The sequence below is a fragment of the Psychrobacter sp. Pi2-51 genome, assembly GCF_904846665.1.
In the GTDB taxonomy this organism is placed as follows: domain Bacteria; phylum Pseudomonadota; class Gammaproteobacteria; order Pseudomonadales; family Moraxellaceae; genus Psychrobacter; species Psychrobacter glaciei.
Genome location: NZ_CAJHBP010000006.1, coordinates 27,563 through 40,307 on the forward strand (window position 1 = coordinate 27,563; position 12,745 = coordinate 40,307).

At 43.0% G+C, this 12,745-nt stretch carries 9 protein-coding genes; 4 read left to right on the plus strand and 5 right to left on the minus strand.

Annotated features, from left to right (window positions below):
- Nucleotides 1-450 precede the first annotated feature (450 nt).
- From JMY08_RS04610 to dusA, 3 genes are all read left to right on the plus strand, one after another.
- A complete protein-coding gene (locus JMY08_RS04610; RefSeq protein WP_201591426.1) occupies nucleotides 451-2,094 on the plus strand; it encodes a phospholipase D family protein in 1,644 nt (547 codons plus the stop codon).
- 236 nt (nucleotides 2,095-2,330) lie between these two features.
- Nucleotides 2,331-3,635 (plus strand): MFS transporter, encoded by a 1,305-nt coding sequence (locus JMY08_RS04615; protein WP_201591429.1) that lies wholly within the window; start codon nucleotides 2,331-2,333, stop codon nucleotides 3,633-3,635.
- Nucleotides 3,636-3,743: 108 nt separating this feature from the next.
- Nucleotides 3,744-4,715 carry a tRNA dihydrouridine(20/20a) synthase DusA gene (gene dusA / locus JMY08_RS04620; RefSeq protein WP_201591433.1) on the plus strand — a complete coding sequence of 324 codons (972 nt, stop codon included), beginning with the start codon at nucleotides 3,744-3,746 and terminating at the stop codon, nucleotides 4,713-4,715.
- A 202-nt stretch (nucleotides 4,716-4,917) separates the two neighbouring features.
- Here the strand turns inward: dusA and JMY08_RS04625 are convergent, their stop codons facing one another.
- The 4 genes from JMY08_RS04625 to JMY08_RS04640 form a co-directional block, all read right to left on the minus strand.
- The gene (locus JMY08_RS04625) at nucleotides 4,918-5,709 is read right to left on the minus strand and encodes a CPBP family intramembrane glutamic endopeptidase (RefSeq protein WP_227679592.1); all 792 of its coding nucleotides are present in this window, start codon (nucleotides 5,707-5,709) and stop codon (nucleotides 4,918-4,920) included.
- A 91-nt stretch (nucleotides 5,710-5,800) separates the two neighbouring features.
- Complete coding sequence (locus JMY08_RS04630) at nucleotides 5,801-6,691, minus strand: alpha/beta fold hydrolase (RefSeq protein ID WP_201591436.1); 891 nt, start codon at nucleotides 6,689-6,691, stop codon at nucleotides 5,801-5,803.
- Nucleotides 6,692-6,934: 243 nt separating this feature from the next.
- A complete protein-coding gene (gene sppA, locus JMY08_RS04635; protein WP_201591439.1) occupies nucleotides 6,935-7,990 on the minus strand; it encodes a signal peptide peptidase SppA in 1,056 nt (351 codons plus the stop codon).
- A gap of 250 nt (nucleotides 7,991-8,240) precedes the next feature.
- On the minus strand, nucleotides 8,241-11,270 hold the full coding sequence (locus JMY08_RS04640; protein WP_201591442.1) for a ComEC/Rec2 family competence protein: 3,030 nt from the start codon (nucleotides 11,268-11,270) through the stop codon (nucleotides 8,241-8,243).
- A gap of 477 nt (nucleotides 11,271-11,747) precedes the next feature.
- Here JMY08_RS04640 and JMY08_RS04645 point away from each other — a divergent pair, with 477 nt between their 5' ends.
- Nucleotides 11,748-12,323: a DUF2062 domain-containing protein gene (locus JMY08_RS04645; protein ID WP_227679593.1), complete on the plus strand. Its 576-nt coding sequence runs from the start codon at nucleotides 11,748-11,750 to the stop codon at nucleotides 12,321-12,323.
- Between the two features lie 36 nt (nucleotides 12,324-12,359).
- Here JMY08_RS04645 and JMY08_RS04650 read toward each other — a convergent pair whose 3' ends face one another.
- Nucleotides 12,360-12,668 (minus strand): hypothetical protein, encoded by a 309-nt coding sequence (locus JMY08_RS04650; protein WP_010199620.1) that lies wholly within the window; start codon nucleotides 12,666-12,668, stop codon nucleotides 12,360-12,362.
- Nucleotides 12,669-12,745: the final 77 nt, after the last annotated feature.

Consider the following 12,745-nt stretch of genomic DNA (forward strand, 5'->3'; position numbering starts at 1 on the left):
GTTATAAACCTAGCTAAGGTCTCGACATTATCGTCGGTTTACGCCTAGTTTGATGCGATTTTAGCGATCAGCAGTCCTAATATTTGAATGTTCAACAGACCCTAATTATGGATACCATTTGTCAGCGTTATCATAGCATGTCAACTTATTCCAAACATCTGGTTTCAGAGCCCTACTAAACATTATTTTTGAATACGTCTTGATAGAACCACCAAGTCTATAATCAGAATAAAACGCGAGCTTAGTCAAGTGCATAAGCTAAAAAAATAACGTATTTATAATAGGCAGATAGGACGACAGCTGCTAAGCTTAGCGACCATTTAGGCTTTGTCCTACGCTTTGTCTCGAGTGTTATTTTTATAAGCATTATAATCAGCGCTATTATTTGAAAATAAACGAAAATACTCAGCAAACTTTCAATAAATCAAGGCTTATTAGGGTTAATCAGTTATGTCGATGCTAAATATAGAACCAAGCAATTTATCGCTGAGCCTAACACTCGGGTTGACCTTAGGACTGAGTGGATGTCAGATTTTGCCCGAACAGCCACATTTGCCTGAAAGCCAAGCCTTGTCAGCGCGAGTGAATGCTTTATATCAGCAAGAAAGCAACCAACAGCCTAAACAAATTGCAGCGACTGACACCAGTAATATCGATTTGGTGTCCGCTATCAGTGCGCAGAATGACATTCACCCTGATTTGTCAGGCTATCACCCGATAGTGACTGGGGCAAATGCCTTTGCCGCGCGCAGTATCTTGACAGATATGGCCACACGTAACATCGATGCACAGTATTATATTTGGCATAATGACCAAGCCGGCCAACTACTGTTAAAAGACCTCTGGGATGCAGCTGAGCGCGGCGTTATCGTGCGCTTATTGCTCGATGATTTTAATAATAGCGCGAAGTTCGATCAGCATTTATTACGTTTTGCCAGCCATCCAAACATTGCGGTGCGCATTATTAATCCGTTGATGCATCGTAAATTTCAAACCTTAAACTTTGTCACAGGATTGCCGCGTATCAATCGGCGTATGCATAATAAAAGCATGACCTTTGACAAGCAAATCACCATCATTGGTGGTCGTAATATTGGTAACGAATACCTGAGTAATGATCAGAGCAGTCAATTTGCGGATTTGGATGTGTTACTTATTGGTAAAGTCGTCGCAGATATCGACAACAGTTTTGCCAGTTACTGGTCATCACCTTTATCATTTGATATCGAAACGTTGGCAAAATTTGATGATGATGTGACACCTGATTTTCTGTCCGCATTGGATAAGCTCGGTCTCGACGAAGACAATAACGAAGGCAGCAGTTTGACGGTCTATAAAGCGGCGATCAAAGACTCTACGATAGACAGCGATCTGATCAATAAACGGGTACCCTTTCGTTGGACAGATATGCAGTTTTTGAGTGATGATGTCGGTAAACTGAGCAAAACGGTTCCTACTGACACCAATTTGGTACATCAGCTACGCACTTTGCTCGGTAGCCCAACCAAAAAGCTGACTATCATTTCTTCTTATTTCGTGCCGACTAAAGATGGTGTCGATACCTTGGTCAAGCTGGCCAAATCTGGTGTTGATATTAAGATTTTGACCAATTCATTTGATGCGACGGACGTCACTGCCGTTCACTCTGGCTATAGTCAATGGCGACCCAACTTGCTTCGCTCAGGCGTCAAAATATACGAGCTAAAATCAACGGCTGCTGAAGAAGAACGTGAAAATAAGCTGTGGCGAGCACGTAGTCAATCATCGACCAGCTTACATGCAAAAACTTTTGCCGTGGATGACTATCAAGTCTTTATTGGCTCATACAATGTCGATCCGCGCTCTGCCAATATCAATACCGAAATGGGTGTCATTATTAACGATGAGGAACTGGCAAGCCAGCTGCACGGTGCACTCAGCGATGATTTGTTAAATCAAGCTTATGAAGTCAAGTTGCTGGAGAGCGGCGCTTTGCAATGGCATACCATGGAAGATGGTAAAAAAGTGATTTATAATTCAGAGCCACGCGTTGATATGAGTGATCACATTTGGCTCACCATCATGTCATGGTTACCAATCGACTGGCTGCTATAAAGACGTAAGACCTTTTACTCACTGACCCTTAATTGACACTCAAAAGTTCAGGATTTCGGATTTAGCTTCTGTTAAATCAAACCCCTGCAACCAAAATTACTAACACAAAATACCCAAACCTACTGTTTCGGCAAATCATTATCTATCTACGTTGATTTGCCGGTTTTTATGATGAGCGGTTATCCAAACGATGACCGTCTTAATGACCACTTTACTCTGTGGATGCGTGATCTATTATGCCGTCTCGTTCTCAATATGCGTTAATGTCTGCTAGAGACAAAAATGTAGTGCTGTTTATTAGCTTTACCAGCGCTGTAGTGTTTTTTGATTTTTTGATTTACTTGTACATTGCAGATATCATCTCGGCTGCATTTTTTCCTGCGAACACCAACCCTCAAGTTGCTAAACTACAAGGGCTGGGGCTTTTTGCTGTTGGTTATTTGGCACGTCCAATTGGTGGTATCCTCTTTGGTCGATACGGTGATATAAAAGGTCGAAAGCCCATATTGTTGCTAAGCCTGATAGTAACCGCTGCAAGTTTGTTGGCGATGGCATGTCTGCCCACTTATGCACAGTGGGGATGGATTGCGCCCGCTTTATTTATTTTCCTAAGGCTTATACAGGGTATGGCATATGGCCTTTATGTCCCCTTGGCATGGGTTTTTGTGGCAGAGCATGTACCGCGGCAGTATTTATCAGTAGCCTGTAGCTATGTCACTGCCAGCTTTTTAGTGGGTGTGCTATTTTCAAATGCATTCTTTATGTGGCTCTCTACCTTTATGACGACGGATCAGTTGACTGATTATGGGTGGCGTTTGCCATTCTTAGTTGCCGCTGTATTAAGCTTTTTGCCATTATTGGTGTGGCGACTCGTTGGAGAGACACCATTCTTTCTTGCACTGGACAAGTCAAAAATCGGTACTAGCGTGAGCGAACCATTTACCATACTTTTTAAACATTGTAAGCATTCTATATTTGTCGGTATGGTACTGACACTGGTCATTTCTAGCATTACCTCTGTTGTCATTCTACTGCTACCAGATTTAATAGAGATAAACTTTGTTTTAGATAGTGATCTATTTGGGTTTTCTCATAGTTTGGGCATCATATTTATGATTTTTGGTTGCATATTTTATGGCATGGTGTCTAACCATGAAAACTTTGGTAAAATTTTAGTTGTTGGTTCTGTTCTACTCATTGCTCAAATGCTGGCCTTCTTTTACCATTTGCAGGCAGGTGGTGATTACATATTAATCATGTATGCACTATTAGGCTTCTGCGCTGGCATCGTCGGTATGGTACCTGCCATCCTTGTGCAATTGTTTCCGACCAATGTGCGCCTCACAGGAATGGCTTTTTGCTATAATATTACCTACGGTATCGTGGGAGTATTAGTACCTTTTGGTCTCGGCTATGCCACTACGCTAATAAGCTTCTCACCAGCACTGTACATTACGTTTATTGGTTTTATTGGTATTATCATGGGGCTTTATTTTTATAATCTGCCTGAATACAAAAAAATTGACCATGTGATCTCGTAAATAGCTGACCAATATCCACATCAAAATTGAAACTAAGGTGCAATGGTATGTCTCATCCATTGCACCTTATCCATTTATTTAAGACACAAATATTAAGGCTTAATACCCATGGTTGATATGACCAATAAACGACTGTCCGTTGCCCCGATGATTGATTGGACAACGACAGATTATCGTTATTTTGCACGGCTGTTCAATCCGCACACGTATCTATATACCGAAATGATCAGTACTGGTGCGCTCATACATGGCAATCGAGCTCGGCATTTGCGCTTTGATACACTTGAGCACCCACTTGTCCTGCAACTTGGCGGTGCAGATATTGGTGAGATGACCCAATGTGCTGAATTTGCTCAGCAGCATGGCTATGATGAAGTCAATATCAATGTTGGTTGCCCATCAGATCGGGTACAGCATAACAAAATTGGCGCTTGTCTCATGGCCGAGCCAAACACTGTCGCCGATTTAGTCAAACATATGCAAGCGGCTGTCGATATCCCAGTAACGGTTAAACACCGCATTGGTATCGATGATTTTGACAGTTATGAGTTCATGGCAGATTTTGTGCAGAAAGTCGCTGCTGCGGGTTGTAGCCGTTTTATCGTTCATGCCCGTACTGCGTGGCTACAAGGTCTTAGTCCCAAGCAAAATCGCGACATTCCGCCACTGCGCTATGAGGATGTGTATCGTCTCAAACAAGACTTTCCACAACTCGATATCGAGATAAACGGCGGTATTGAGACAGTTGCAGATATTCAAGCGCATTTGCAGCATATAGACGGTGTGATGATTGGCCGCGCGTTTTATCACAACCCTTATCTACTGGCAGAAGCCAACAGCTTATGGGGTGAGCCAGCACCTAAGCGCTCAGACATTTTGACGCAGCTTTATCCTTATCTAGAAGAAAAAGTCGCCAAAGGTGAAGCACTACCCACGATGACGCGTCATTATTTAGGATTGTTTCAAGGGCTGACAGGTGCTCGAAAATGGCGTCAATCATTGAGTGGCAAACCCAAGCTGACCATAGATGATATTAAGCAAGCAGCGTCTGAGGTCTTGGCGTTAAACCCTGATGCGTAGCTTTTTTTGATTAAACAAACGCTTGATTAAACAGATTTTGATTAGGCCGTGTCCTCATTTTAAAAATGGCGATAAAAATGAGATAAGTTGCCGTCAAACAAAGAAAATAGCACAGATAATAGTCAGCTACTTGACACCGTTTGGCAAGATTTAGCCATTTTTGACCTATTTAGATAACCATCGATTGAATTGAGGACAAGCCCTAAGCTGTTTGCGCTAAATACTGCCACATCGCAGCGCCATTATTCACAATATGTAGCAGCATTGGTAGTAGCAGCGAGCCAGACTTTACACGTGCGTAGCAGAATATCAATGCCAACACCACGATAGTGCTGATTTCATAAACGCCATATTGCAAGTGAATCACCGCAAATATCAAACTGGTGATAATACTAGCAATGATCGCCCCACGCTGCTCTTGACTTGGTGAGACGACGAATTGCTCAGCAATGGCCGACCATAATATGCCGCGAAAGACCAGCTCTTCGTATAATGGCGCAACGATCACCATCGCAAACACCAGTAGCCACACTGAGCTGACTGACTGATACAGCGGATCTACAAATACCAATGGTGATTTATCGAGCCAGTAAGTCAATGCCTGACTGCCAATCATAAATATCAATAGCAAGCCCAGCATGCCGACGCCAACCGTTACTGAAAACGGTTTGAGCGCTAGATACTGTTGCCAATTACCACCTCTTAACTGAATCAGCATAACGATGAGGGCGACTAGCAAGACACCGCCAATCATGATCGACACACTCACGACCGTACCATTACTACTGCCAAAGAAAAATACATCAGCCACGCTTGAGCTTTTAGCTGCTGGTAATAACAGCTTGCCTGCAACATATACCCCTAACAATTGACTGATAAAAAATGATATGACCATTCCTACGGTCATTGAAAATGCACCGAAGCGTGAAAATAACGGCAAACGCTCGGACGCATTTATAGACGGGTGATTGGTAGCACTAGGTTGGTTTGGCATAAGGCGGTGACTCAAAAAAATAAACGAGCAATGCTCCTGACAGCTTCATATAGTTATTTATATAAGCCGTTAAATAAGTAGCGAGCATCATTCATGTTGGGAGTTGTTGCTTGATTAAATCCAATACTTGCCGTGACACAGACTCTGGATGCTCAAGCGGGAACATATGACCACCCGCATGGGTTGCATAAGGAATATTGAGTCGGGATTTGATTTGCTGCGGGAAGCGGCGTTTCAGAAAGATACTGTCTTGACCAATAATCAATGTGACAGGTACTTTGGGCCCTCGATTTGGTGCCAGCCAATACCAAGAAGGATTGGTTCGAAAGACCGCCACTTCGCTTGCTTTCGGAATCGCCAATGTTACCTTGCCATCCGCACGCTCATGTAAACCGTGCTCGATATATCCTTGAAAACTACGCTCATCAAAGTTTTTGAAAAAACCTTTATGCCGCATTTTTTCATACGCGTCGGCTCGGCTGTCCCACACATCGCGGCGATGCTTAGACACGCCAGCTGGTGACAGCTTGTCCATCAAACGATTATTCATAAGAGGCAATCTGTCTGCTGTCTTTGCCAAATGCCACAAAAAACTGACTTTGCCATAAATCCAAGGCGGATCCATTAATACCGCCTGAGCAAAGTGCTGAGGTGCACGGTACAGCGCCTGTAACGTACACATAGCACCCAGCGAGTGCCCAACGGCCACGACTTGCGAAATGCCATGCTTTTCACAGGTGCTTTTTACACTGTCGATAATCTGTTGAGTCAGCCGACGCCAATGATCATCCACTGGATAATCAGGCGTATTGCCTAATATCGGGATATATTCGATGGTAAAAAACTCTGTCAAATGCTCAAAAAACGGCTGATAAACGGCACTTGGCATCCCATTGGCATGGGCAAAATGTATAACGGGCTTATTGGTTTTTTTGGAGACAGGTAGCGCTGCAAAGGTCTGCAAATTTATTTCATCTCTCATAACAGGCTCTCGTGGGATGGTTTATGTTATATATTATTTTTAATGATTGAACCTTATAGCATTCTTAAGCTAAATATCACCAATATAGCAAAATTGATAGCTATCGCGACATTGATAGCGACTTAGTCTTAAAGATTTAGTCTTAAATAAGATATTTATTTAGCATTACATACAATTGAGGCTGAGCATAATTATATGCCCAGCCTCAACAATCATACACAGTATATCTAAAACATTAAACGCTTAACGCATCTTTACGTTACCTTCTTCTTGTGGTAAAAAACCATCAAGACTAACGCTAGAGCCAATGCCTGCACCCAGTTGCACGGCAAAACGATCCATAAACATTTGGAACGGATCAGTTGGGCTATAGCTAATCACAGTATCAAGATCTAGTTGCTTACTCAGGCTTGTGATACTACCTGTCTTGTCTGCCAAACCTAGCTCAATCGACTGCTCGCCTGTCCAAAATAATCCTGAGAACAGTTTGTTTTGCTCAGGGTTTTTCAAGCGGTCACCGCGACCTTCTTTTACAGCATTAATGAAATGCTTATGCGTATTGGCCAATACTTTTTCGACATGATTTTCTTCATAATCAGTCAATGGGCGCGACAAGCTTAAAATGTCTTTGTACTCACCAGCCGTAATAGTACGATCTTCTACACCGACCTTGTCCATCAAACCTTTGACATTGTAGCTTGGCATAATGACACCGATAGAGCCAACCAAACTTGATGGATTGACATAAATCTCATCTGCCGCAGAAGCGATGTAATAAGCACCTGAAGCACCAATATCACCGATAACAGCATAAAGCTTTTTATCTGGGTACTCTTTGCGCAACTCCCTCATAGTCTGCCAGATTTCATCAGACTGTACAGGTGAGCCACCAGGTGAGTTGATATCTAATGCCACCGCTTTGGAATTACTATTCGCAAAAGCATCTCTCAAAGCTTCATTGACATCATAAGAATTGGCAACATCGTCATTACTGATGACGCCTTGCAGCTCAACCACGGCCAAATGCGGCGCGCTGGTATCTACTGCATCCATACCCGTTGGCGAACTACTGCACCCACGACCAAGGGTCAAAAATATCAATAAGATATAACCAAAGGTCAATAGTTTAAAGAAAATACTCCAGCGACGAGCGCGGCGCTGCTCAACCACACTAGCCAATAAGGTGTTTTCAATCAGACGCCATTCTTGTCCGCTTGGCTGGCTTGACTGTGGCATCTGTGTTGGCTGATTTGCCGAATTGTCAGAACGTTTGTTAGGGTCTGGTGGCCAGTTGGGCATATAACTTCCTAAGTCAGAAACAGTCTAAAACGATAAAAGAGATGATATAGAAAATAAATACAGTGAGAAATCAAATTTTCTCACTGTAGGGGTCATCTATATTAATAGAGTGCTAAGTATGGTGCTATTTCGGTTATGGTTCAAGAGTGTAACCGTGAAATATCACCATATTATAACGCTGCTATGGTTAAGATGATTTTCAGAATGGATTGTCAAAATAAGATGTTGCGTCCAAATATTATTCTAAGACTCAATGAGCATTTAGAGACAGTGCCGCCTCAAGTGCATTATCATCATAAGTAATGACCTCATTGATACGCTGGCGCTTGATATCATCGGTCGCTAGGTGTGAGGCGCTGTGCCCAAGCCAAGTATAATGACTATAGGCGCTATCATCGAACGGTTCAGCTTGGCAGAGCAGTGACCACAGTTGCCAAACGCGCTGATGGGTATCGGCATCAACAACGATACGTGATGGCAAAGACTGAGCTTGCATAGTAAGTTCTTGGTTATTTGGTTGCGTATTTTTTGCTGTAGCGGGAATTGCCGTTAGTAGTTGAGAGGTGGCCAGCGGTGAATTGAGTGGATCAGCTGCATTATACTGCACTATTTGTATCGGCAACCTGCTATCGATGGCAATTGTACAGTCCCACACACTGGCATCATCTATCTTACTCCAGCCCGTCATTGCTTGTAATGATAAATCCCCGTTGGGGAGCTGCCATGAGTCATTTTGCTCACAGCTTTTAGGGCTGATATACGTTTTGGTAGTGACATGCGCTGCATTGTTAGCATTGTTAGATTCGTTTGCTTCTTTATAAAGTTTTTCTCGCTCAAACCAACGATCACTACGCCCTGCTTGCCAATACTGGTTGGTCGGTAGGCGCTGACTTATTCTGGCAACGGTCATCGGCAACAACTCTGAGGCGTTAGGTTTAAATGTATTGCTGGCATCGTTAGTCGTGAGCGTATCGGTCAATCCTACACTGCTGGTCTGTACTACGAGCCCTTCTAAGCGTTTAATCGATAAGGTGCGTAATTGCTGCTCTAATATCGCGGACAGCTTCTCTGCCGTCAAGGTACTTGGCATGGTACGTGTCGCATTAGGCCTGTGGTCTGCCAAAAACAACCAACTCACGATTCCCTTCGCTGACTGCGCCTTATTATCCTTACCCCCAACCTCGTTATCCATTATAGGATATTGCAGCACCGCCGCGCTTATATAGCGATCTCCAGTGGGTAATATATATAAAGTTGGTGACGTGGCTAATGACTGCTGGTTGGCATATACCGTCATCATTAATAGCGTCAAAGGCGGTAGCGCCAGCCAACGACTGATAAGTCCACGTGGTAATAACCAAGGCAACATCGCCAGCAATACCATCAGTAATATCGCCATATTCACTGGCGTATACAGCCACGCCTCTGACAGCGCTGGTAATGACGTCAGCCACGTAATCAAATCATGTAAATTACTGATGATTGCGCTGACCAACACCCAGATACTATCAGCAAGCGCAGGCCATAATAAGTAGCAAAGCCCAGCTAGTAGATTGAGCGGTACGATAACCCAGCCAAATAAACCAATAGCAAATAAATTGATGACTAGACCCCATAGTGAAGCTTTGCCAAACAATAACAACGTAATGGGTAGCAACGAGATAAATAACCAGAACTGCAACTTAAAGACACGTTTGCCTGTGAGCCATACTTTTATAAGTAAAATACAGCTATATTTAATATCATGCTGAGAGAGAGGTTTCTCTGATTGTGATAACACTGAGTTAATTTGCGACTGTGAAGCACTATCGTATTTTAGCAACAGCGCCACAGCGATAAAGGACAACCAATAACCAGCTTGCCAGAGCACATAGGGATCAAACCATGCCATCAAGACTGCCAGCGCCAACAATACTCGCATCGTACTAATGGGCAGTAAGGTTAATCGTACCAGACCTATCGCCAATAACATCCAGGCAGTACGAGCAGCGGGTACATCGAAACCAGTGAATAGCGCATAAATAAAAGCGGCACTGATCATTACCCACCAGCGCACTTGCCAACGTGGTATGTGCCGATATAAGGCTGGATACAGACGATTGAGCAAGAATACGACTGCCCCTGCCAGCATAATCGCTAAAAACAAAACATGAGTGCCCGAAATAGCCAGCAAATGTGAAATACCAGCCAATTGATACAGATCTTTGGTATCGCGATTGATTAAGCTGCGATCGCCTGTGAGCAAACTTAGAGTCACCGCTTTTGCTTGCTGCGTGGCTGTAGTTTGTCCCGCCCACTTTTGATAAAAATGCTGTCGCAATTGCCAACGCCCTTGGTCAATCCGAGTACGAAAGCGCTTAAGATAGGAGCGAGAATCAGCTTCCAATGCAGACGACTCATCGAGCGCAAAAGACGACGTACTGGTCGTCACTATATTTGCCACCCCATCGATATGACGACCTCGCAACCAGCGATAACTGTCAAATCCAGAGGGATTATTGAGAGCTTGCTCAGAGGTAGCAAGCGGTGCGAGCGTTAACGTCATAAACAGCTGATCACCCGGTCGCAATTGATTTAGATCAGCGACCTGAGCGCTTTTAGAGCCGTTTTTTGGATAAGCATTGAGTAGCACTCGATATTCAATATTGCTGTCACTACTTTCATTTAAAGTATCATCAAATAAATTATTATTGCTTAGGCTATTTTCTATACTTGTGAAATAATTGATCTTAGCACTATCTAATTCTTGAACCGTCAACTCAGATATTAAGGGCGATATATGACTGACAGTAGCGACTTGTCGATAACCGCTATTGGTGACACCATCGTAAACGCTATCACTAATACCCTCGATAGTGACCAAAGCCTGTACACGCATAGACTCAGTAATTTTGGTCGCTTCAGCCTGCTGATAACCCATCAAGGCTTGCAATGCGCTACCAATTACCAGCCCCATGGCCAGTATCATTATCAGCAAATAATTAATAATTCGAATGGGAAATTTAGAGGAAGAAGAAAAATATTTAGACGTGTCTTGAGAAAAAGAAGGTTGAGAAGGTTGGTGTTTAGAAGAAAGCTTTTGGACGTTAACTGATTTTATAGACAGCGCTTGACGCTGATTAATGGCTATCAAGACAATAGCAATAATGAGTAATAATAGCGGCCAACTGTTAGCGTTATGCAGCTCTATTGATGAATTTATTGGTATCGCCAGACTATCCGCGACTGCCAAAACGCCAATCATAGCGATAATCACTAGACTACCAAATAACCAGTACACCAGCGCTCCTTGCTTAATGAGCTGACTGTTTAAATACAGTCAATTTTAACGGATTATTATTGCTCACAAAAATGGGCGCGAGTATATCGTTTCACTCTAGGGCGTGTCTTCATTTCAAAAATGGTGATAAAAATGAGATAAATTGCCGTCAAACAAGAAAAATAGCGCAGATAATATCGGGATATTAACCAGCTATTTGACGATGTTTGGCAAGATTTAGCCATTTTTAGCCCATTTAGATGACTATCGATTGAATTGAAGACAGGCCCTAGCAATGACGACTGTCTCGTTGGTCAAGCGATAGCATTTATTTTAGTATTGCCCTATACTGATGAGAGGTATTACAATAATAATTATTCGACACTATTACCCTTTTTTTCTGATACTATTCCCACCCATATTTTATTCCTAATATCTCTTTATATCAGCCCATCAATATGATTGAGCCAGCGGTTGATAACGATTAAAGGCGATACTGTGCCCCAAAAACGTCTTAAAGACTTGCTGCCCACACCAGAGAAAATTCTAGAAAGCCGCATTTTGAAATTATTTGCACCGCATTTGGCTGATCCGCGTTTATGGCATTTTAACCGGCACAGCTTAAATAAAGCGGTCTATATCGGTGTACTCAGTGCATTTTTTCCGCTGCCCGGACAGATGCTATTGGCATTAATTGGCTCGCTAATTTTTCGTGCCAATGTCCCTATGGCGCTTGGTTTGACGTGGATCACCAATCCCGTCACTAGCCTGCCTATCTTTTACGCAGGTTACTACATCGGTGCCAAAATTATTGATGTGCCGATGATCAGTTTACGACTTATCGGCAGGATGATTGCTGACTTTAGCTTGTGGGTACTATCTGATGGCGCCAACCCCTTTATCACTTATCACGGTACTGTTTCATTAACCGCGTTTTGTGTGGGAAGCGCCATACTCGCCATTATTACCAGCATCATTTGCGGATTGGCATTTAAGGCTATTTGGCGTTATAAAACCGTGTCAAGCTGGCAAAAACGTCAGCACACCGCTCAAGAGAAACCGCCTAAACGATAATCTGCAACCTCAACACATACGGCTCATTGAATCCAATTACTCGTCTTCTTTGTCTTTTTCTATCGCTGCTAGGACATTGTCTGTAAAGCTGCTATCCATCACAAAGATATCGACCACTTTTTCGTCTTTGAGCAGCGTATAGCGTTTGCCAGTGGCGCTATCCTGCGCTTTTAAATCGTAATCAACACCTGCCAGCGTAATAGAATCAAAAACTGAAGTAAGTAGTTCAATCTGTGCATCTTTGTCGACGGTGTCAAACAACGTTGGATCAATATACGGTTTCAATGGCTCATTGCCTTCTTCGGCACTGCCAAAAGCAGCGATTGGATCTTCATCTTCATTCATTGTCATTATCCTTGTTCTATTAAATAAGGCTACTACAGCCGATTCTATATAAAAAATACATCAGGTACATTGTTAGG

What these genes read in the sequence shown, in the direction of transcription:
- JMY08_RS04615 (WP_201591429.1), top strand. Translation starts at nt 2,331, where the DNA reads ATGCCGTCTCGTTCTCAATATGCGTTAATGTCTGCTAGAGACAAAAAT.
- JMY08_RS04630 (WP_201591436.1), bottom strand. Translation starts at nt 6,691, where the DNA reads ATGAGAGATGAAATAAATTTGCAGACCTTTGCAGCGCTACCTGTCTCC.
- JMY08_RS04650 (WP_010199620.1), bottom strand. Translation starts at nt 12,668, where the DNA reads ATGAATGAAGATGAAGATCCAATCGCTGCTTTTGGCAGTGCCGAAGAA.
- JMY08_RS04625 (WP_227679592.1), bottom strand. Translation starts at nt 5,709, where the DNA reads ATGCCAAACCAACCTAGTGCTACCAATCACCCGTCTATAAATGCGTCC.
- sppA (WP_201591439.1), bottom strand. Translation starts at nt 7,990, where the DNA reads ATGCCCAACTGGCCACCAGACCCTAACAAACGTTCTGACAATTCGGCA.
- JMY08_RS04610 (WP_201591426.1), top strand. Translation starts at nt 451, where the DNA reads ATGTCGATGCTAAATATAGAACCAAGCAATTTATCGCTGAGCCTAACA.
- dusA (WP_201591433.1), top strand. Translation starts at nt 3,744, where the DNA reads ATGGTTGATATGACCAATAAACGACTGTCCGTTGCCCCGATGATTGAT.